Annotated in this window: 19 protein-coding genes, 1 tRNA gene and 1 pseudogene; 8 read left to right on the forward strand and 13 right to left on the reverse strand. The window is 65.5% G+C overall.

Going from position 1 to position 20,957, the window contains the following annotated elements; translation table 11 throughout:
• Positions 1-2: 2 nt before the first annotated feature.
• The 6 genes and pseudogenes from ACTDXD_RS09350 to ACTDXD_RS09375 all read right to left on the reverse strand — a co-directional run bounded on the left by ACTDXD_RS09350 (position 3) and on the right by ACTDXD_RS09375 (position 7,219).
• Positions 3-1,271 (reverse strand): cytochrome P450, encoded by a 1,269-nt coding sequence (locus ACTDXD_RS09350; protein WP_440126774.1) that lies wholly within the window; start codon positions 1,269-1,271, stop codon positions 3-5.
• 157 nt (positions 1,272-1,428) lie between these two features.
• Complete coding sequence (locus ACTDXD_RS09355) at positions 1,429-2,889, reverse strand: alpha/beta hydrolase fold domain-containing protein (protein ID WP_440126775.1); 1,461 nt, start codon at positions 2,887-2,889, stop codon at positions 1,429-1,431.
• A 13-nt stretch (positions 2,890-2,902) separates the two neighbouring features.
• Positions 2,903-3,757 carry a short-chain dehydrogenase/reductase gene (locus ACTDXD_RS09360; protein WP_440126776.1) on the reverse strand — a complete coding sequence of 285 codons (855 nt, stop codon included), beginning with the start codon at positions 3,755-3,757 and terminating at the stop codon, positions 2,903-2,905.
• Positions 3,754-5,259, reverse strand: a complete 1,506-nt coding sequence (locus tag ACTDXD_RS09365) for a flavin-containing monooxygenase (RefSeq protein WP_440126777.1) — start codon at positions 5,257-5,259, stop codon at positions 3,754-3,756. Before ACTDXD_RS09365 ends, ACTDXD_RS09360 begins: the two co-directional genes overlap by 4 nt.
• 13 nt (positions 5,260-5,272) lie before the next feature.
• Positions 5,273-6,332, reverse strand: a pseudogene (locus tag ACTDXD_RS09370) (PDR/VanB family oxidoreductase).
• Positions 6,329-7,219, reverse strand: coding sequence for a metal-dependent hydrolase (locus ACTDXD_RS09375; RefSeq protein ID WP_440126778.1), 891 nt, complete (start codon positions 7,217-7,219; stop codon positions 6,329-6,331). The pseudogene ACTDXD_RS09370 and the gene ACTDXD_RS09375 overlap by 4 nt, the downstream one beginning before the upstream one ends.
• Positions 7,220-7,323: 104 nt before the next feature.
• Between ACTDXD_RS09375 and ACTDXD_RS09380 the strand changes: the two genes are divergently transcribed.
• A complete protein-coding gene (locus ACTDXD_RS09380; protein ID WP_440126779.1) occupies positions 7,324-7,959 on the forward strand; it encodes a TetR/AcrR family transcriptional regulator in 636 nt (211 codons plus the stop codon).
• Here ACTDXD_RS09380 and ACTDXD_RS09385 read toward each other — a convergent pair.
• The 3 genes from ACTDXD_RS09385 to ACTDXD_RS09395 are packed head-to-tail and all read right to left on the reverse strand — an operon-like array spanning position 7,947 to position 12,212.
• Positions 7,947-9,455: an aldehyde dehydrogenase family protein gene (locus tag ACTDXD_RS09385; RefSeq protein WP_440126780.1), complete on the reverse strand. Its 1,509-nt coding sequence runs from the start codon at positions 9,453-9,455 to the stop codon at positions 7,947-7,949. The genes ACTDXD_RS09380 and ACTDXD_RS09385 overlap by 13 nt on opposite strands.
• Positions 9,452-10,987: an acyl-CoA synthetase gene (locus tag ACTDXD_RS09390; protein ID WP_440126781.1), complete on the reverse strand. Its 1,536-nt coding sequence runs from the start codon at positions 10,985-10,987 to the stop codon at positions 9,452-9,454. The genes ACTDXD_RS09385 and ACTDXD_RS09390 overlap by 4 nt, the downstream gene beginning before the upstream one ends.
• A gap of 49 nt (positions 10,988-11,036) precedes the next feature.
• Positions 11,037-12,212, reverse strand: coding sequence for an acyl-CoA dehydrogenase family protein (locus ACTDXD_RS09395; RefSeq protein ID WP_440126782.1), 1,176 nt, complete (start codon positions 12,210-12,212; stop codon positions 11,037-11,039).
• 127 nt (positions 12,213-12,339) lie between these two features.
• Between ACTDXD_RS09395 and ACTDXD_RS09400 the strand changes: the two genes are divergently transcribed.
• The 3 genes from ACTDXD_RS09400 to ACTDXD_RS09410 are packed head-to-tail and all read left to right on the forward strand — an operon-like array spanning position 12,340 to position 14,090.
• Positions 12,340-12,990: a TetR/AcrR family transcriptional regulator gene (locus tag ACTDXD_RS09400; protein WP_440126783.1), complete on the forward strand. Its 651-nt coding sequence runs from the start codon at positions 12,340-12,342 to the stop codon at positions 12,988-12,990.
• Positions 12,991-12,999: 9 nt separating this feature from the next.
• Complete coding sequence (locus ACTDXD_RS09405) at positions 13,000-13,473, forward strand: DUF309 domain-containing protein (RefSeq protein ID WP_440126784.1); 474 nt, start codon at positions 13,000-13,002, stop codon at positions 13,471-13,473.
• Complete coding sequence (locus tag ACTDXD_RS09410) at positions 13,473-14,090, forward strand: LON peptidase substrate-binding domain-containing protein (RefSeq protein WP_440126785.1); 618 nt, start codon at positions 13,473-13,475, stop codon at positions 14,088-14,090. The genes ACTDXD_RS09405 and ACTDXD_RS09410 overlap by 1 nt, the downstream gene beginning before the upstream one ends.
• Before the next feature lie 14 nt (positions 14,091-14,104).
• Here ACTDXD_RS09410 and ACTDXD_RS09415 read toward each other — a convergent pair whose 3' ends face one another.
• Positions 14,105-14,467 carry an MmcQ/YjbR family DNA-binding protein gene (locus ACTDXD_RS09415; protein ID WP_440127594.1) on the reverse strand — a complete coding sequence of 121 codons (363 nt, stop codon included), beginning with the start codon at positions 14,465-14,467 and terminating at the stop codon, positions 14,105-14,107.
• 123 nt (positions 14,468-14,590) lie between these two features.
• Between ACTDXD_RS09415 and ACTDXD_RS09420 the strand changes: the two genes are divergently transcribed.
• Complete coding sequence (locus ACTDXD_RS09420) at positions 14,591-15,202, forward strand: maleylpyruvate isomerase family mycothiol-dependent enzyme (protein WP_440126786.1); 612 nt, start codon at positions 14,591-14,593, stop codon at positions 15,200-15,202.
• Positions 15,203-15,206: 4 nt separating this feature from the next.
• Here the strand turns inward: ACTDXD_RS09420 and ACTDXD_RS09425 are convergent, their stop codons facing one another.
• From ACTDXD_RS09425 to ACTDXD_RS09435, 3 genes are read right to left on the reverse strand one after another with little or no spacing between them, the layout of a single operon-like run.
• The gene (locus ACTDXD_RS09425; protein ID WP_440126787.1) at positions 15,207-15,827 is read right to left on the reverse strand and encodes a LutC/YkgG family protein; all 621 of its coding nucleotides are present in this window, start codon (positions 15,825-15,827) and stop codon (positions 15,207-15,209) included.
• The gene (locus ACTDXD_RS09430) at positions 15,824-17,362 is read right to left on the reverse strand and encodes a LutB/LldF family L-lactate oxidation iron-sulfur protein (RefSeq protein ID WP_440126788.1); all 1,539 of its coding nucleotides are present in this window, start codon (positions 17,360-17,362) and stop codon (positions 15,824-15,826) included. The genes ACTDXD_RS09425 and ACTDXD_RS09430 overlap by 4 nt, the downstream gene beginning before the upstream one ends.
• A complete protein-coding gene (locus tag ACTDXD_RS09435; protein ID WP_440126789.1) occupies positions 17,359-18,111 on the reverse strand; it encodes a (Fe-S)-binding protein in 753 nt (250 codons plus the stop codon). Before ACTDXD_RS09435 ends, ACTDXD_RS09430 begins: the two co-directional genes overlap by 4 nt.
• A gap of 207 nt (positions 18,112-18,318) precedes the next feature.
• Here ACTDXD_RS09435 and ACTDXD_RS09440 point away from each other — a divergent pair, with 207 nt between their 5' ends.
• The 3 genes from ACTDXD_RS09440 (at position 18,319) to ACTDXD_RS09450 (ending at position 20,856) form a co-directional block, all read left to right on the forward strand.
• Positions 18,319-19,986: an L-lactate permease gene (locus ACTDXD_RS09440; protein WP_440126790.1), complete on the forward strand. Its 1,668-nt coding sequence runs from the start codon at positions 18,319-18,321 to the stop codon at positions 19,984-19,986.
• 28 nt (positions 19,987-20,014) lie between these two features.
• A complete protein-coding gene (locus tag ACTDXD_RS09445; RefSeq protein WP_440126791.1) occupies positions 20,015-20,728 on the forward strand; it encodes a FadR/GntR family transcriptional regulator in 714 nt (237 codons plus the stop codon).
• Between the two features lie 51 nt (positions 20,729-20,779).
• Positions 20,780-20,856, forward strand: a tRNA-Met gene (locus tag ACTDXD_RS09450).
• The last annotated feature ends 101 nt before the right edge of the window (positions 20,857-20,957 follow it).

Consider the following 20,957-nt stretch of genomic DNA (forward strand, 5'->3'; position numbering starts at 1 on the left):
TGTCAGAGCTTCCTGACCGACATCCTCTTGATGCCGTGAACGAAATCGCTGTGCACATACTCGGGGTCGGATACTTCGACCTTCGGAAGCCGGTTCAGGAGTTCACGGAACAGATGTTTCAATTCCAGGACGGCCAACTGCTTGCCGAGACAGAAGTGCGGACCGCCACCACCGAAGCCGACGTGCGGGTTGGGAACTCGACCCACATCGAACTCGAGGGGCCGGTCGAAGACTTCCTCGTCGAAGTTTCCGGAGCAGTAGAACATGACGAGCTTGTCGCCTGCCTTGATCGGGGTGCCCGCAACCTCGGTATCGACCACCGCGTGACGCGCGAACTCGATCACGGGAGTCGACCACCTGACGAACTCGTCCACGGCGTCCGGTCCACGTTCGTCCCAGTTTTCGAGGAGCCATGCGATCTGTTCGGGATTCTCGCTCAGCACCTTGAACGCATGCGAGGTCGCTTGCTTGGTGGTGTCGTTGCCTGCAGAGGCAAGAAGGACCATGAACGATCCGGCTTCCTCGTCGGTGAGCCGGTGACCGTCGACCTCGGCCTGCACGATGTTGGTCATCAGGTCGCCCTGCGGATCTGCCCTGCGTTGCTGTGCGAGTTCGACGCCCGCCTGCGTGAGCACACCGAGCTGGGTCATCATGTGTGTTGCGCGCTCTTCGATGCCGGCGTATTCGTCGTCGCTGGTGCTGAAGAGTGCTTCCGCTGCGTACGCAACGGCCTCATGTTTCGCAGGATCGATCCCGATCATCTGCGACACGGTCTGCATCGGCAGTTTCTTGGATACGGACCGGACGAAGTCGACGGGGTCACCCGAGTCGAGTTCGCGGAGGAATTCGTCGACGATCGCCGCGGCGTTCGCGATGATCTGCTCTTCGATCGTGCGCACCTGTTTGGGCGTGAACGCCATGCTGATCAAGCGTCGATAGCGGGTGTGTTCCGGGGGGTCCATGGTGAGGAAGAAGCTGATCCCCTTCTGGATCTCGGCAGGCATGGGATCCATGCTGATGCCGGCCGACGAACAGAACAGTTCGGGATGTGCACTCACATAACGAATATCGGCGTGCCGAGTGACGGCCCAGTAGCCCTGTTCCTCATGAGGGAAGAGCGACTCGGTGGGGCGATGCCAGGTGAGCCCGTCGACTGCGCGCAACTGTGCGAAGGTCCGTTCGCGCTCGAAGAAGTCCTGGTCCCAGAAGGACGACGCGGAGATATCCAGCGAGTGGTACGGCCGAGTCGACGCAGTGGAGACGTTGCTCATGCTACCTCCGGATACCGGTTGGTTATGGCGACGAAGCTATGGGTGGAGCAACGGGCCCGCGCTCATCCGCGCGGGCCCGGACACCCATACCGTATACCATTCCGTAAGGAAGTCGATAGAACAACGGCTCACATTCTTCCGGGAACATTCGAACCCGTTATCCCTCCAGGCTGCGGCGCACCAGCCCCTTCGTCATATGCGCGAGCACCGCACTCAGTCCCGCGCCCGCGATCTTGTGCACGAAGGCCGGGCCCACCGGGTCCATCGCCGCACGCCACGTGAAGCGGGTACCTGCCCCCTCCGGCTCGAGGACGTAATCCTCCGCGAAGGCACGGCAGATCGGCCGGCTGATGCTGTCGGCGGTGAACGTCATGCGACGGTTCTCGTCCCAGCGGTAGAAACGTTCCTCGACGGTTGCCGCGCCGAGAAGTGTCACGTTGCGCACGGCCCCGATGCCGCGGTCGACCGAGTCGTCCCACTTCGCCTGTGTCACACCGGGGCTCCACGCCTGCACGGCGTCGTCGGCAGACAGCGCACGCCACAGTCGTTCGGGCGAGATCGGTACGAATGTGGTGTGGCTGCCCCGCACGGGAGCCGTGTCGAAAAACGAGTCGTCGGTGGCCGTCAAAGAATGCATACCGGTCATAGCGCTGTCCTCTTCTGGGAGGTCTGAGTATTCGGAGAGTTCTCGAGGTTCGGCGCGCAGATGCCTGCGCACGAACGCGGCCGCGTCGACGACAGCGGCGTGTGCCTCGGGAAGCCGACGGCACAGAGAGACGAACGAGTGCACCTGTCCGGGCACGGTGAACGTCGAGCTGCGAACACCAGCGTCGAGTAGCGCGGCATTCAGGCGCGCGGCGTCGGATCCGAAGCATTCGGTGGAGCCGACGAAGCTGGCGATGGGCGGCATTTCGGCAAGCATAGACGGCGGCGCACGGAACACGTCGACGTGCGGCGAGCTCCGATCCTCGCTGCCCACATAGATATCCGCGCAGCGCTGCGCGAAGATCGGCGGTAGGAACGGGTCGCGGGTCAGGGCGTCGGCGCGCAGGGCCTCCTCACCGGATGTGTCGAGCAGCGGGGAGAACAACACGACCGCGCCGGGCCCGGCGTCGCCGTTCTCGATCAACGTGGTCAACATGCTCATCGCGAGATGCGCTCCAGCCGACACTCCGACGATCGCGATGCGGCCCGGTGAATGGCCACGGGCGATCAGCGACCGGTATGCGGCGAGGGCATCCGTGCGAGCGGCAGGGAATCGATGTGCGGGCGCGAGCCGGTAGTCGAGTGCGAGCACCCGCATTCCCGTCGCAATGGCGAGATCCGAGGTGACTGCCCGCTCCTGTCTCGCCGACCCTGCGACGTAACCGCCGCCGTGCAGGTACAGGATGATCTCGTTGTCGAGGGCATGCTCAGGCACGATCATCTCGCCGGGCACGACATCGTCGACGACCGCGGTGCCCGTGGCCGCGCTCAATCCACCGAGTACAGAACCGGCTGCGACCGTGCCCCGGAGGATCGCGCGCCCGGGACCGGACGGGTCGGCGTGCTCGAAGATCGGGCGCAGCAGCGTGCGGGTGGTTGCCGCGAGCGCTCTACTACGGCGACTCACGGTCATCGATCGGCTCCGGTCATCGCCCGACCGACTCACGCCGCTCGAGGTCCTCGATGAGGGTGTGCACCGTGCGGTTCCGCACGACCCACTCGTCGATCAGAGGGTTGACAATCCCGCGTAGAGCCGAGTACGCACCCCAAAGTATCGGCGTGACGACGCGTGGTGCCCGTCGTTCGATCGCGCGCACAGTGACAGCAGCCGCATGATCGGGGTGCACCCGCCTGTTCATCGGCCACGGCAACAGCTGACCGACGCGCACGCCCAAGGGATCGCGGTCGAGCGTGTTGCGCGCCAGTTCCGTGTCGACGAATCCGTAATAGGCCACCGTGACCGTCGCACCGGTGTGAGCCAGTTCGAGTCGCAGAGCGCGTCCGACCTGTTCGACCGCGGCCTTACTCGCCATGTACGCGGATCCGCCGAGTCCCGGGCTGAACGCAGCCGCGGAGGACACGACGACGACGTGCCCTCCGCGTTCGACGACTCCGTCGAGAGCGGGGTGGATCGTATTGAGTGCGCCGGTGAGGTTCACCGCCATCACGCGGTCGAACTCGGCGAGATCGGAGGTGCGGATGGTCGCGGGCGGCGGGGTGATCCCGGCGTTGGCGATGACCACGTCGATCGGACCGAAGTCCTCCGCGGCCCGGGTGACGACATCGGCCATTGCATCACGGTCGGTGACGTCGGCGACCGCGACGAAGGTCGAGTTCACATCGAGGGTGTCGGCGGCCTTCTTCAGCGTGGTCTCGTCGCGGTCGACGAGCACCACGCGAGCGCCGCGTCCGAGAAGTTCCCGGGCCATGGACAATCCGATGCCCTGGGCAGCGCCGGTCACGAGAGCGACCTTGCCCGCGAGGTCGAGTGCGCGCGTCATACCGTGGTCTCCTTCGAAGCGCGCCGCGGGGTGGAGCCGAGGACCTTGCCGAGGCGGTAGTCGGCGAGCTCGAATGTCGACATCCGTCGCCGGAACGACGCGTTGAAGCCGGGCCAGAACGTGAAGTTGCGGCCCGACGGACTCAGGTAGTAGCTGCTGCAACCACCGGAGTTCCACACCGACCCGGTGAGACGACGGTCGGTGTCCTCGACGAAATCCTGCTGGACATCGGCCCGGACCTCGACACTGTCGATGTGGGCGGCGTCCATGGCATGCAGAGCCGCCAGCAGGTACTCGATCTGTGTCTCGATGGTGACCACCTGGGAGGTGTACACCACGGAGTTCGGGCCCAGCAGCATGAACATGTTGGGGAAGTTCTCGATCGTGGTCCCCAGGTAGGCGGTCATCTCGCCGCCCGACCACTGCTCCGACAGCAACCGACCGTCGCGGCCACGCAGTCGGGCGAAACCACTGTTGTTCAACAGCTTGAATCCGGTGCCGAACACGATGGTGTCGACCTCGTGCCTGGCGCCGTCGCCCGTCACGACCGCGTCGTGTTCGACATGATCGATACCGGTGGTGACGACATCGACGTTCTCGGATGCCAGCGCCGGGTAGTACTTGTTGGAGAACGTGGGCCGCTTGCAACCGAAGGCGTATGTGGGGGTGAGCTTCTCGACGAGGACTTTGTCTTCGACCTGACGCCGCAGGTGCCACCGGCCGAGAGCCGCAGCGCCGCTGAGCAATCCGGGTCGGTAGACGAGTCCAGGGACGAGGGCTTCCTGAACGAGATCCAGGGCTCTGCGCGCGGCCCGCTGAGTGGCAGGCACCTTCGCGAAGAGCCGCTGCACACGCGGGGCGACCGGCCGGTCGGGGTGAGGGAGGATCCAGGTGGGTGTCCGCTGGAACACCGTCATATGGCCTACCTGTGGTTGCAGACGCGGGATGAACTGCACGGCGGACGCTCCGGTGCCGATCACCGCCACGCGGCGCCCGGCGACATCATGTTCGTGATTCCAGTCCGCCGAGTGATAGGTGGCACCGGCGAACGAGTCGAGACCGGGCAGATCCGGCACGGACGGCTCACTGAACGGGCCCATCGCAGCGACCAGGATGTCGGCGGTGTAGTTTCCGTGATCGGTTTCCACGCGCCAATGCTGCGCTGCGTCGTCCCAGGCTGCCTCGATCACCTCGGTCCCCAGATGCAGGTGGGGGCGGAGTCCGTGCTTGTCGGCGCAGTCCTCGAGGTACTGCTGGATCTCTTCCTGCAGAGGGTAGAGCCTGCTCCAGTCGGGCTTGGGCGCAAACGAGAAAGAGTAGAGGATCGACGGTATGTCGCACTGAGCGCCCGGGTAGGTGTTGGCCTGCCAGGTCCCGCCGAGGGTCTCGGCGCGTTCGAAGATCGCGAAGTCGTCGATTCCGTCCTGCAGGAGCCTGATTCCCGTTCCCAGGCCACCGAATCCGGCACCGACGACGGCAACACGCAGGTGTGTATCAGTCATGATTCGGCTCGTTTCACAGATCGATTTCGAGTACAGGTCCCGCCGCACGCGACACGCATGGGAGCATCGATTCCGCTCGCTGTTCATCCAAGAGGCGTGTGTCGCGGTGATCGACGTCGCCGGACAGCACACGCACCTTGCAGGTGCCGCAGAACCCTTGCCTGCACGAGTAGGTCGCGCCGGGGACCGCACGCCGGATGGCGGAAAGGGCAGTCCCGTCCGCAGCGACCTGGACGGTGGTTCCGGTCCGGGCGAGGCGCAGTTCGAAGGGTTCCCCCTCCGACGACGGGAGGCGGGCTGAATCGTTCGGTGTGCAGCGAGCAGGTGGGTGCCACGAGCGGGGCTTGCTGGTGTGCGTCCTTCGTCAGGGGCGCCGGACCGCACAGGTAGATGGCACCGTGAGGTTGCGCGTGGTCGAGTATTTCGGCGATCGGGGTGATGCCGAATTCGTCGTCGGGCCGGATCATGACGTCGCCACCGGTCAGTGCCGACAGTTCGTTCCGGAACGGCATCGTGTCGCGGGAGCGGCCGAGGTAGTACAACTTCCACGGAGTGCCGGTGCCTGCGACACTGCGGATCATCGGCAGGATCGGCGTGATTCCGATCCCGGCGGCGACGAAGAGGTACGACGGCGCGTCGGCGAGCGGAAATGCGTTGCGGGGTCCGCGGACTCGAATCGTGCTGTGTTCGGCGACCGTCTCGTGGATCTCTGCGGAGCCCACGCCGTCGCCGACGCGGCGCACGGCGATGCGGTAGCGGGTGCGATCCGCGGGGTCGCCGCACAGCGAGTACTGACGCTGCAGACCCGACGGCAGGAATACATCGATGTGCGCACCGGGAACCCAGGTGGGCAGTACCCCGCCGTCCGGGGAGACCAGCGTCAGCGAGACGACTCCGTCGGCCTCTACGGTGCGTGTCTCGACGCGCAGCAGTCGATCGTAGTCGCTGTGCCGCACGGGAGCGGGCCTCGACAGGATCGGCGCGAACCTGCTCTCGCTGAACAGCTTCGAGTAGGCCCTGGTCGCGTGCATCACCGCGCCGAGGAACGGCGACGGGGTGGTTGCGGTGCTCATGCTGCGGCCTCCCTGGCGGCAGGCGACTTCGCGAGGTAACGAACAGCCTTGCCGATGTCGCCCATCCGCGACGGATGGAAGTCGCGCCTGAGATAGGGCGGGATCTGCTTCGCGAGGAAGGTCAGGGTCGGGATCATCGATGCCTTCGCCGAACGTCGGTAGGCGCGGGGCCAGGACACGCGACGCGTTTCGGTGGTGTCGATGCGGTACATGTAGGCGGTGGTGCTGAACCACAGGAGCGCTAGACCCGCGAACGCGATGAACGCGGTGCGCACGCGGCGGGCGTAGCTGCCGTCGACGTACTGGAAGGCGTCGTACGCGACGTTGCGGTGTTCCATCTCCTCGGCGCCGTGCCAGCGCAGCAGGTCGAGCATCGTCGGATCGACTCCGCGGCGGTCGAACGGTGTGTTGTCGATCAGCCACTCGCCGACGACGGCGGTGAAATGTTCGGCGGCGGCGTAGATGCCGAGGCGTTCGCGCAGCCAGAACCGTCCCGCACGCCCCGTGAGGCCGTGGTCGCCGAAGATCTGGTCGACGATGTATCCGATGCGGTCCAGTACGGGCGCGATGTCGACGTCGTGCTCGGAGAGGTACTTGCGGAAGCTCTCGTGGGAGCTCGCGTGCGTTGCTTCCTGGCCGACGAATCCGACGACCTCTTCGTGCAGGCGCGGGTCGTCGATGTAGTCCAGGGATCGACCGAACACATCGGCCATGGCGCGTTCGCCTTCTGGAAGGACGAGGTGCATGACGTTCCAGAACTGCGTGGCGTACGAGTCGCCGGGAACGTACTGCAGGGGCACCCCCGACCAGTCGAAGCGCACGTTACGGGCGGTGATCGCCAGTGCTTCCTCGGTGTAGGGCGTCGGAGCGCCGTGATGTGACGGCATGCTTTGTCTCCTCGGTCGGTACGTGTAACCACTCGATACAGAGAAGATACATATACACATAAGATGTTTCAATGTTTCAGCTGAAATCGGGATAACCTGGACCGATGCCAGCCGAACAACCCCCCACGGCCGTATCGCCACCGGCGATCGGCGCGACCAACCCGCCCGAGATCGAGTCGATCCTCGACGCGGCCGAGGCACAGTTCAGTGAAGTCGGGGTGCGACTGACCACCGTCAACGACATCGCACGACGCGCCGGCGTGGGGCGGGTGACCGTCTACCGGCGCATCGGCAGCCGCGACGAGATAGCCCAGGCCGTCACCGCGCGCAGCGCTGCCCGCCTGATCGACGAAGTCGTCGCCACCGCGCAGGCGGCTGGGACGATCGACGACCTCGTCGGTGACGTCTTCGCGACCACCGTCACGCGGATGCGCGAGCACCCGGTGTGGAACCGGATGCTGTCCCTCGAGACGGACAGCGCACTCCCCCGGCTGACCACCCAGGGTGGCACGCTCCTGACCACCGCCACGCACGCCGCGGTGGCGATTCTCGACGATGCAGTCGCGTCCGGCCTCCTGCCACCCGTCGACGACCTCGTCGGCCGTGCCGAAGTCGTCGTGCGGGTGGCGCACTCCGTCGTCCTCACCCCCCAGGCGCTGGTTCCTCTGCAGACCCGAGAGGATCTGGCCTCGTTCGCGCGAGAACGGCTGTTACCGATCCTGGCGCCTCACCGCCCGTGACGTAGCCCCAGGACCCGCCGCAGAATCGGCAGCACATGCGCCTTGCGACGCAGCGCGATCAACTCGAAACCCGGCAACGAGAAGCGCTGACGCACGACACTTCGGGTACGCACGAACTCCCGCATCCCGTCGATACCGTGGACACGCCCGAATCCGCTCTCGCCGACCCCACCCATCGGTACTGCACCCATCCCCGCGAACGCGACCACGGAGTTGATCGACACCTGACCCGCACGGAGTTGCTCGGCGATCTCGACACCACGCCGACGTGAGAAGACCGACGCCCCGAGCGCGAAATCACTGGCGTTGGCCAGCTTCACGGCCGCGTCGACATCACTGACCGTCCGCACCGTCACGGTCGGACCGAACGTCTCCTCCCGGACGGCGTCCGACTCCTCGGCCGTATCGAGAATCACGACCGGCTCGATGTACCGCTCCCCCACGGACTCCGGGCCGCCCAGCAGCAACTGTCCACCGTCCTTGACGGCCGCGTCGATATGACGGCGCACCACCTCGATCTGCGCGGGCATCGTCATGGGTCCGTAGGTGGCGTCGTCGCCGCTGCCCGGTCGTACCTGTTCGAGTTGGCGGCGCAGTTCGGTGAGGAACTTGTCGCGGACCCCGCCGACCACGTACACGCGCTCGACGCCGACACACGTCTGCCCCGCATTACTGAACGCTCCCCACGCGATCGCCCGTGCCGCCGCTCTCAGATCGGCGTCCTCGGCGACCACGACGGGATCCTTGCCACCACATTCGAGCAACACCGGCGTCAGGGTGCGGGCGCACTGCTCCATGATCTTCTTGCCCGTGCGCGTCGAACCTGTGAACCCGATCTTGTCCACACCCGAATTGCAGAGCAGAGCGCCGGTCTCACCGAATCCCGTTGTAAGCCCGACGATTCCGAGCGGTGCATGCGGGTTGGCTCGGTAGAACCCCTCTACATACCAGGCCGCCACCGCCGGGGTGTACTCGCTCGGCTTCAATACGACCGTGTTTCCGGCGGCAAGCGCGAACGACACAGAACTGTTCGGTGCGTAGAGCGGGTAGTTCCACGGCGAGATGATGCCGACCACCCCGAGCGGCACGTACTCGACCGACGTCGTGTAGTTCGCGAAGAGCAGGCCCGGGCCCGACTTCGGTGGCGTAAGCGCACGTGCCGCGTTCTCCTCTGCCCACCGCATGTGTTCGACGGTCAGGACGACCTCGATGAAGGCGTCGTCGCGGGGCTTGCCGTTCTCCCGGTGAAGCAGATCCACGACCTCGTCCGCGTGACGCCAGATCCACGTGCGCCACCGCCGCAGGTGCTCGGCGCGGCCGGTCGCCCCCTGGTGCTGCCACCAGGCCGACGTGGACCGGGCGCGATCCACCCGCGTCTGCACGGCACGCTCGTCGTGGATTCGGAACCGGTCGATCTCGTCGCCGGTGGCCGGATCCAGCGACCGGAATTCGTCGTCGGACAACCGGATATCGGCGCCCGCCATATCGGGAGTCATCGTGTGCCGTCCGCCGCCAAAGATTCCCGGAGTTCACGCTTGAGAATCTTGCCCGCGCCCGACATCGGGATGGCATCGACGAAGTCGAAGCTTCGCGGGGTCTTGTAACCGGCGATGTGCTCCTTGCAGAACGCCTGCAGCTCTTCCGCGGTGACCTCGACACCCGCTGCCAGGATCACCACGGCGTGCACGGTTTCGCCCCAGGTCTCGGACGGCAATCCGATCACCGCGGACTGCGCGACCGCCGGATGCTTGCTCAGTGCGCTCTCGACCTCGGCGGAGTACACGTTCTCCCCACCGGTGACGATCATGTCCTTGAGCCGGTCGACGACAAAGACGAACCCGTTCTCGTCGAGGTAGCCGCCGTCGCCGGTGTGGTACCAGCCGTCGCGCAGTACGGCTGCGGTCTCGTCCGGCTTGTTCCAATATCCCTGCATGACATGGCCGCCGCGCACACAGATCTCGCCGACGGTGCCGGTCGGAACGGGAGTGCCGTCGAGGTCGACCACCCTCAGCTCCGAATGCGGCGCAGCCCGCCCGCCCGAGCGCAACGTGACGCCAGTGTGATCGTCGGGCAGCAGGAGCGAGGCGACGGGTGCAACCTCGGTCATGCCGTACGCCTGGGTCATTCGCACGCCCGGGAACATCGTCAGGATCCGGGTGGCCAGACCTTCGCCGATGGGCGAGCCCCCGTAGAGGATCCGCTGCATCGCCGACAGGTCGTGCTCGCCCACCGAAGGATGGTCGACGAGGAGCTGGAGCATGGTCGGGACCAGCAGGACGTCGGTGGGACGATGCTGCTCGATGGCCTTCAGCACAGCGACCGGCTCGAAGAACGGCACGACGATGTGCGGTCCACCGAGCATGACCTGGCCCGCCCACGCGGCGAGGTCCGCGAGGTGGAACATCGGGGCCGCATGGAGCAGACGCGCTTCGCCGGAGAGCAGTTCGCCGGTCGCGACGGTTCCGGCTGCCGAGGTCACCATGTTGGCGTGGCTGAGCATCACGCCCTTGGGGAAGCCCGTCGTCCCACCGGTGTAGAAGATGCCGGCGAGCTGGTCTCCGGACCGGCGCGCATCCTCGACCGGGCCGTGCGACGCAATCAGCTCTTCGTACGACACGGTGCCTTCGGGGGCGTCGTGCTCCCCCGCGTACACGACGGTGGCCAGGTCGGGGCATGCGGCACGCAGAGCAGGTATTGCTGCGGCGAATGCGTCGTCGACGATCAGCACCGTTGTGCCCGAATCGTTGAGCGAGTAGGCGATCTCGGCGGGGCTCCACCGGATGTTGACGGGATTGAGAACGGCGTCGGCCCACGGGATCGCAATGAGGTACTCGGCGTAGCGATCACTGTTGAGTGACAGCATCGCCACGCGATCGCCGGAGGACACACCGAGACTGTGCAGGCCTGCGGCGAGACGTGCGATCCGATCGACGTGTTCGCGGAAGGTGCGCGTGCGGTCGCCGTAGATGGTGGCGGGCGCGTCGGGGGTGCATTGCAGGGCACGGTGCACGCCTTGTGTCAGGTACATCGAGGCTCCAAGGGTCCGGGGGAACGGTGAGGGTCGTACAGCGAGCGGCTTACAGCGAGCGGGCGATGATGTCCTTCATGACTTCGTTCGCTCCGGCGTAGATCTTCTGCACGCGACTGTCGGTGAACATCCGCGCGATCGGAAATTCGGTGGTGTATCCGTAACCGCCGAACAGCTGCAGGCAGCGGTCGACGATCGAGCACTGCTGGTCGCTGGTCCAGTACTTGGCCATCGCTGCGGTGGGCACGTCGAGTTCACCGCGCAGGAACTTCTCGGTGCAGTCGTCGACGAAGGTCCGGGCGATGCGCGTGACCGTCGCGCACTCGGCGAGTTCGAACCTCGTGTTCTGCATGGCCATGAGTGGCTTGCCGAAGATGTTGCGTTCCTTGGTGTATGCGGTGGTCAGCTCGACGGCGTGCTCCATCATCGCGACACTGGCCACCGCACAGATCAGTCGTTCGTTGGGGAGCTGCTCCATCAGCTGGATGAAGCCCTTCCCCTCGACCGGACCGAGGAGGTTCTCTGCCGGGATACGCAGGTTGTCGAAGAACAGCTCGGCGGTGTCCTGACCCTTCTGGCCTATCTTGTCCAGCACGCGTCCGCGCTCGAAACCCGGTGTGTCGTCGGCGACCTCGGCGACGAGCAGGGAGATGCCCGATGCGCGTGCCTCGAGGTCGGTCTTCGCGGCGATGATCAGAAGGTCACAGTTGCGGCCGTTGGAGATGAAGGTCTTTGCGCCGGATACGAGGTAGTCGTCTCCGGACCTGACGGCGCGGGTGCTGATCGCCTGCAGGTCGGATCCGGTTCCTGGTTCGGTCATCGCAATGGCACCGATCCACTCGCCGGAAGCGAGTTTCGGCAGCCAGCGCTGCTTCTGCTCTTCGGTGCCGTAGGCGAGGATGTAGTGCGGAACGATCCCGGTGTGCACGCCGAGCTGCATGGCACTGTCGCCGGACCGGATCTGCTCCTCGAACAGGATCGCCTCGTAGGCGAAGTTTCCGCCGCCACCGCCGTACACCTCGGGGATCGACATACACAGAAGGCCGAGGTCGCCGGCCTTTCGGTAGACAGACCGGTCGGGATAGCCCTGTTCGACGAACTTCGGTTCGAGCGGTGTCACTTCCTTGGCGAAGAAGTCGCGTGCGAGTTCCCGGACCGCTGCCAGTTCGCTCGAATCGGGTGTGGTGGTGAGTGCTGTGGACACGGTGCCTCCGGTGTCGCGCATGTCGGGTTCGCTTCTGCCCCGTGGGTGCCCCTAAAGTAATCAGCTTGTTGGCAGACTGTCAATAACGTTTCGGAGCGAATTCTGCCCACTCGAATGTGAGTGCCGTGCGAAGTGAGAAGGTAAAACCATGAGCTTGGACGCCGAACCTCGGCGGCAGCGCCTCGAACCCGACGCGCGCCGCCGCCAGATTCTCGATTGCGCGATCCGGTTGTTCGGCGAACGCCCGTACGCGTCGGTGTCCGCCACTGAACTGGCCAAGGAAGCCGGGGTCGCGCGGGGCCTGATCAACCACTACTTCGGAAGCAAGCGCGATCTCTACCTCGAGGTGATCAAGGCGATGGTCACCGTCCCTCCACCCGAGCGCGTGACCGTTCCCGACGGCACCCTCGCCGAGCGCGCAGACGCCTTCATCGGCTGGTTCCTCGGAATCCTCGAACGGCACGGCAAGACCTGGCTCGTCGCCGTCGCAGGCGGCGGAATGGCAAGCGACCCGGACGTCGGCAAAATTCTCAGCGACGCAGACGACCTCGCCGCAGACCGGCTGCTCGAAGCTCTCGGCCCGACCATCACCGAAGAAGAAGCCGTCGCGCTCCACCCGATGATCCGTGCCTACGGTGGCCTGATCAAATCCACCGGACGGGAATGGATCGAACGCCGATCATTGACCCGGGAGCAGGTACACACCCTGCTCACCGACACCCTCGTCGTCATCGTCGAATCGACCACTTCGGCATCCCGCTCCGCGCGAGGGCCTCGCCGGACACACACGGTGGACTAACCTGGAAACATGTCGGATCGGGACCGGACCGCAGACGGGAAACCGCAGAACGCACGACCTCGCGACGCACTTGGTCGCCCCCTGCCTTACGGCGAGGAGGGGGTCGAGGGAATCCCCGAGGACGCGAGCTTCACCCCCGACGAAGCGATCACCGAGGGCCAACGGCTCCTCGACCATGGATTTCCCTTCCACGCACACGAGGTGTTCGAGTCGATCTGGAAGTCCTGCGAACCCGAGGAACGCCCGCTGTGGCAAGGACTCGCTCAGCTGTCCGTCGGCCTCACCCACCTGCTGCGCGGCAACCCGAAGGGCGCGACGTCGCTGTTGCGACAGGGGCAAGCGCGGATTCGCCATTACGAGGACGTGCCGCCTCACGGGCTCGACATCGACGGCCTGGCCGCGTGGGCCGATCATCTGCTCACCGAGATCGAACGCGACGACCCGATCCCCGAACCCCCGACACCCCGGTTGAGGATGCCCTGATGCCGATTCTCCCCATGTTTCCACTCGGTACAGCACTGCTTCCCGGCGACCACCTCCCCCTGCGCGTGTTCGAGCCGAGGTATCAAGAACTGGTCCGCGACTGCATGGCCGCACCCGACGGTCCCCGTTTCGGGGTCGTACTGATTTCCCGCGGACACGAGGTGGGTGGCGGCGACCAGCGCACCGACGTCGGCACCGTGGCCCGCATCATGGTCGACAACGAGCTCGGTGGTGGACGCCACACACTCGAATGTATTGCCGAAGAACGTATTCGAATCATCAAATGGCTTCCCGACGATCCGTACCCGCGTGCAGAGGTCGAGGTGTGGCCCGATACCGGCTGCGGTGCTGTGGATCTGAGCGAACTCACCGTCTATCTGGGCAGGCTCTACGGTCTGCTCGATAGGCTCACCGAGGGGCGCGCGGCGCCCCCGCCGGACGATCTTCCGACCGATCCCGGGGCCCGGCTCTTCGCTCTCACTCGGTACATCCCCATGGGGGAGGCCGATCGTTACGCGATACTCAGCGCTCCCGGGCCCGAGGAGAGACTCGCCGCGCTCATCGAATCCATCTCGAGCACGATCGACCTCGCGGAGTGGCGGCTGAAGAACGGCTGACGTAGCTCTCGTCGTCACATACCGTGCTCCGCGAGCCACCGTTGACGCCGTCGCGGTGATGCCTGCGCCAGCCAGGCGTCCTCGATCACCTCGGCCAGTTCCTGCCGCCTGATCTCGCCGATCCGGCTCGTGCGCAGGAGCACCGAAGGATGACCGTCGAAATGCGGGGTGGTGAAGAACGGCGTGGCGGGGTCCTGGATCAGTGCGAGTTTGTCGGACTCTGACGGCACCCAGAACACCACTACATCGGTGTACCGCTCGCCGGTGTCGGGGTCTTTCGCATCGGGTCGCGGGGTACGGAAGAACACGAAAGACTTCCGGCCCACCTGATACACGGAATTGCCCCTCGGGCCCGTTTCCACCGTGACGTCGGGCATGGCCGACGCCAAGTCGTGGATGTCCTCCACCCGAGCCTTCGTCACACGATCACCACGTCCAGGGTACGTCGATTGTGAGATTTCACGGGCGAAACGGTATCGCAGCAGTCGTACGGTGAGAGCGTGGACATTCGAGAGCACATCGTGGCCGAACGTGCGGAACTCATCGAACTCCTGCGTTCACTGACGCCCGCCCAGTGGGCTGCACCATCACTCTGCGAAGGGTGGTCGGTGCGCGACGTCGCGGGCCATCTGACGATCGACGCCGTGCCCCTGCACCGTTATGCCCTCGCCGGTCTGCTCCATCCCTCCGCCGATCGTCTCAACGAGCACTACGTCGTCGCGGCACGTGATGTCCCCGTCGACCGCCTCGTCGACAGGTTGTCGGCCTCGACTTCCCGTAGTTGGATGGCCCGATACTTCCCGCGACTATGCCTCGCTGATCATCTTGTGCACCAGCAGGACATCCGCAGGCCACTGGGGCTTCCGCGAACGATCGACCCCGACCGGCTCCGGCTCGTGCTCGATCACCCGGATCCGTTCGCCCGGCCCCGGCGCTACATTCGAGAACTCCGGCTCATCGCGACCGACCTGGAGTGGGAGCGCGGCGACGGGCCCCTCGTGCAAGGCCCCGGAGAGGCACTCGCGCTGGCGATGGTGGGCAGGGCCGCAGTGCTCGACGAATTGGACGGCGACGGCGTCGAGCTGCTGCGCCTACGTATCGGTCGGTCCTGAGCACTCAGACGATCACCACATCGAGGGTCCGCGGACCGTGCACCCCCTCGACACGTTCGAGTTCGATGTCGGAGGTTGCCGACGGGCCGCTGATCATGGTGGTGGGCCGCTCCGGCACCAGCCTGGCGAGCGCCTCAGGAACCCCGACCTCGACGCTGCCCATCTGCACCACGCAGACGTGCAGGTCGGGCACCAGTGTCAGTGCGCGGCGCCCCTGATCGGGGCTGCCGTCGAGGAAGATCGTGCCCGTCTCGGCACACGAGACCGTCGATGCCGTCACGACACCGTCGAGACCCTCGAGGGCCGGCGCCGGGACGTCGACGCTGTCGACGACCACCTCGCCGTCGAACTGCGACAACCACGAAGAGTCCAGCCCCGCAGGTACTCCCACTCGGCGGGCACCTCGAGCGGCCAGCACACGCGCGATCGTGGCGGGTAGCTCCCCGAGGGTACTGCGGTACACGTTCGCTTTGTAGTCGACGAGTCTGTCGACGAACAGTTCGTAGCGTTCGTCGTCGGGAAGCGTTCGACCGGTGCGGTACTCCCGCGGAACCTCCACGGACTCAGGAGGCGCGAGCACCGACGCGTCGCGGATGCGGCCGAGGATCGTCTCGCGCGACGTCATTGCGCGTCTCCGTTCTCGCGCGCCTGCGCGATCGCTGCTGCGCCCTCGTCGGACTGCCACCATTGCCGGAAGGTCTGTTTCGGAGGTGCCGGGATGTCGCGGGCTGCCGTCCACCCCGCGAGCGGTCCGGGCAGATTCGAGATCTTGCCCTTCTTGCCTGCGACGATCCGCAACGCCCCAGCCGCCTTCTGCGCCGCGGTCCAGCGAGCCGACGACGACATTGCCATCGAAGCCGCCTTCATTGCTGCCGCTTCGGGACCGAACTTGGCATGTTCGACCTTCTGGTGCCGCAATTCGACCAGGAGCGAGGGAATGTCGATCTTCACCGGGCAGGCGTCGAAGCACGCGCCACACAGGCTCGAGGCGAACGGCAAGGTCGCGTTGGGATCCCCGGGTTCGCTCATCCCCGCCAGTTGAGGGCTGAGCACCGCACCGATCGGGCCGGGGTACGTGGAGCCGTAGGCATGTCCGCCGGTGCGCTCGTACACGGGGCACACGTTCAGGCACGCAGAGCACCGGATACAGTGCAGTGCTTCGCGTCCCACTCGGTCGGCGAGTGCTGCGGTACGACCGTTGTCGAGAAGAACGAGATGGAAGGTCTGCGGTCCGTCGCCCGGGGTGACACCCGTCCACATGGAGGTGTAGGGATTCATTCGCTCACCGGTGGACGAACGGGGCAGCAACTGCAGGAACACTTCGAGATCCCGATACGTGGGCAGCAGCTTCTCGATACCCATGACGGTGATCAGCGTGTCGGGCAGGGTCAAACACATGCGGCCGTTGCCTTCGGATTCGACGACGGCGAGGGTGCCTGTCTCCGCAATCCCGAAGTTCGCACCGGACACCGCGACGGGAACGGTCATGAATTTCCGGCGCAGGAACTTGCGGGCCGCTTCGGCAAGATGCGCGGGATTGTCGTCGAGATCCGGGTCCACATCGGCCATCTCGCGCAGGAAGATCTCGCGGATCTCGGTGCGGTTCCGATGGATGGCAGGCACGAGGATGTGCGAGGGCTTGTCGTGCCCGAGCTGGACTATGAGCTCGGCGAGGTCGGTCTCGTATGCGTGGATCCCCTCGTCTTCGAGATGCTCGTTGAGCCCGATCTCCTGCGTGGCCATCGACTTGACCTTGATGACCTCGTCGGAGCCGGTCTCCCGGACGAGCCTCGTCACGATGGCGTTGGCTTCTGCGGCATCGGCAGCCCAGTGCACGATGCCGCCGCGCGCGGTCACTGCGGCTTCGAGCTGTTCGAGTAACTCGGGAAGTCGGTTCAGCACATCGGTTTTGACGGCAGCACCGGCGTCGCGCAGCTGTTCCCAGTCGGGTACCTCGCCGGTGACGGCGAGACGTTTGGCGCGGATGGTGTGCGTCGCTTTGCCGATGTTGCGTCGTAGCTGCCCGTTCGCGAGCTCATGATGCGCCGCGGCCGGAAACGTCTCGGTTCCGCGTAGATTGCCGAATCCGCGCGGCGGGATCGAGGGCAATCCGAGTGCTGTGGCCGGGCGGGTCAGGGGGGCGGGTCGAGAGGTTGTCATGCTGGAACCGCCTTCGACTCGGTGGCGCAGAGTATCTCCGCAAGGTGAATGGTTCGGGTTCCGGTCTGCAATCGCGACATACCACCGCCGATGTGCATCAGGCAGGACGAATCGCTCGCGCTGCAGAACTCGGCACCCGTGGTCGAGACGTTGCGGATCTTGTCGGCCAGCATTGCGGTGGAGGTCTCCGCGTTCTTGAGCGCGAAAGTGCCCCCGAAGCCGCAGCACGAGTCGGCTTCGGGGAGTTCGACCAGGTCGATTCCCCGAACCGCGCGGAGAAGCTGCAGTGGTTTGTCTCCGACACGCAGCATCCGCAACGAGTGACATGTCGGGTGGTACGTCACGCGATGCGGGAAGTAGGCACCGACATCGGTGACGCCGAGGACATCGACGAGGAACTCCGACAGTTCGTACGTCTTGGTCTTGACCGTATCCACGCGACCGCACAGGCCAGCGCTGCCGTATCGCGACGCGACGATCTCATGCTGATGCCGCACCGATCCGACGCAGGAGCCGGACGGCGCGACCACGGCATCGATGGAAGGGTCGCCGAACGTACCGGCGTAGTTTTCGACCAGCGGCAGCGCGTCGGGCTGGTAACCGGTGTTGACGTGCATCTGACCGCAGCAGGTCTGCGAGTCGGGGAACACGATCTCGTGCCCGAGCCTGGCCAACAGAAGAGCAGTGGCTTTGACTGCGTTCGGGAACAATGTGTCGCCCAGACACGTGGCGAACAGCGCGACTCGCATGGAAAACTCCGCATCGGCTTGTGTGGTCTGACCACACCCTAGCGGATGAACGTGGATGCCGTCACGCGATTTCGGATTTTCACGATTTCGCCCCCGGGGCTCGATTGTGACACGCATCATGGTGTAGCTTCCCCTGTGGTCTGACCACGTGGTCCGACCACACAGCCAGTCGCCGCACACTGCGGCCGCGATCTCAGGAGCCCCCTTGTGGAAACCGACCTGCTCGCGGTGACCTTCACACCGTCGACGACCGCCGTCGCCGGCAGCCTCACCGCCTCTGCACTGCTCGGCCTGGTGCCGCTGCTGACATTCTTCGTCCTGCTCGCGGGATTCAAGCTCAAGGCCTGGTATTCCGGCCTCGGCGCGCTCGCCGTTGCACTGGTCGTCGCGGTACTGGGGTTCGGGATGCCCGCACAGCTCGCCGGACTATCGGCCCTGCAAGGCATTGCGTTCGGCCTGTTCCCCGTGATGTGGATCGTGGTCACCGCGATCTGGTTCTACGAGCTCACGGTTGTCAGCGGCCGGTTCGAAGATCTCCGGCAAGTATTCAATTCGGTCGGCCGCGGCGACATGCGTGTGCAGGCGATGCTCATCGCGTTCTGCTTCGGCGGAATGCTCGAGGCACTCGCCGGTTTCGGCGCCCCCGTGGCGATCACCGGCGCCATGCTCATTGCCATCGGAATGCCTCCCATCCGCGCCGCGGTCACCGTCCTTGTCGCGAACACCGCGCCGGTCGCCTTCGGCGCGATGGCTATTCCGATCACCACCGCCGGCAACCTCACCGGTATCCCGGCCACCGAGATCGCTGCCGTCGTCGGACGCCAGACCCCGCTGCTGGCGCTGTTCGTGCCGATGCTGCTGCTCTTCCTTGTCGATGGTCGTCGCGGCTTCCGTCAAGTGTGGCCGATCGCGCTGGTCACCGGCGCTGCGTTCGCGCTTGCCCAGTTCTGGTGCTCGAGCCACTTCTCGTACGAGCTGACCGACGTCGTCGCCTCCCTGGTGGGCTTGGCCGCCGCAGTGATCATGCTGCGCTTCTGGGGCCCTCGCACCCCTGATGACCAGCTCTCGCAGGCGTCGGCCGAAGCCATCGGCCCCACCCGCACGATGTTCGCCTTGTTCCCGTACCTGCTGGTGATCGTGGTGTTCGGCATCGCCAAGCTGTGGACACTCGGCGTGGACATCCCGAAGTGGCTGGCATCGACCGATATCAAGATCGAGTGGCCCGGCCTGTACGGGAATCTGTTGAACGAGGACGGCTCCGCATCGACCGGCGCGATCTACACGCTGCCGTGGCTGTCCACTCCGGGCACGCTCCTGCTCATCTCGGGCGCCATCGTCACCGTTGTCTACGCGATATGGAACAACGCCGGAAAGTTCCCGATGGGCGCACGCCTGGCCGTGGTCACCCTCGGAAGCACCGCATGGAAGATGCGCCTGGCCATCGCCACGGTCGCGACCGTGCTCGGCTTGTCGTACGTGATGAATCAGTCCGGGCAGACCGTCGCGATCGGCACGTGGCTCGCGGGCACAGGGGCCGTCTTCGCACTGTTCTCACCGATTCTCGGCTGGCTGGGTACCGCCGTCACCGGATCCGACACCTCGGCCAACGCACTGTTCGCCCGCCTGCAGCAGGCTGCAGGTCAGACCGCCGGGATCGACCCGACACTGCTGGTTGCCGCCAACACCTCCGGTGGCGTGGTCGGCAAGTTGATCAGTCCGCAGAACCTCACCATCGCGGCCACCGCCGTCGACCGGCCCGGTAGCGAGCCGGAACTGCTGCGCAAGGTGGTCTGGTACAGCATCGGCATGCTCGCCGTCCTGTGTGTGCTTGTGTACCTGCAGTCGACGCCAGTGCTGTCCTGGATGCTGCCCTGACCTGCCCCGACACATAGGCTGTCGAGTCATGTCGCCACAGTCCGAGCCACGCGCGTGGGAACACGTGCTGAACCATCTCGAGCAGATGCTGGTCTCCGGGGAGCTCTCCCCGGGCCAGCGCCTGCCGGGTGAACGCGTACTCGCCGCCGAGCTCGGAGTGGGGCGGTCGTCGGTGCGGGAAGCGCTGCGCGTGATGGAGGCGCTGGGTCTACTCAAGTCGCAGACCGGGTCGGGGCCCACCTCCGGAGCGATGATCGTCTCGCGGCCGACGGGCGGGATGACGATGCTCATGCGGATGCAGGTCGCGGCCCAGAACTTCCCGGTCGCCGACGTCGTGCAGACCCGCCTCGTCCTCGAAACCGAGGTGATGCAGCTGCTCGCCACCCGCAACCCCACTCCGGATCTGAGCAATGCCGAAGAGCTGCTCGACGCGATGGACGACACCGCGCTGGCGGCGAACGAGTTTCTGGTGCTCGACTCGCAGTTCCACATCGCAATGGCCGACGCCGCGGGCAACCAGGTGATCGCGGCGATGATGGCGGGACTGCGCGAATCCATCGAGGGCTACGTACTGACCGGGGCGCCGCTCGCAATCTGGCCGACGACGTGCGGCCGGCTGCGTCACGAGCACCGAGGTCTGGTCGAGGCGGTACGCGCGGGAGACCCCGAACTCGCGCGCCGCCGGATCGAAGGTCACATCCGCGGGTACTACTCCGAAACCCTCGCCGCGTTCGAGGCGTAGAACAACCCCGGTAATTGCACCCCGAAACATCGTGTACTGTAGGTCAGGCAACGCGGGGTGGAGCAGCTCGGTAGCTCGCTGGGCTCATAACCCAGAGGTCGCAGGTTCAAATCCTGTCCCCGCTACCACGACTTCAGGCCCGGCTTCCCACGGAAGCCGGGCCTGAAGTCTTTTTGCGTCCATCCCGACGGGTGAATCCGAACGGTCCGCCCTATTACTTATTACCAGC

Origin of the sequence: Rhodococcus sp. SJ-3, assembly GCF_051918125.1 — a bacterium.
In the GTDB taxonomy this organism is placed as follows: Bacteria; Actinomycetota; Actinomycetes; order Mycobacteriales; family Mycobacteriaceae; genus Rhodococcus.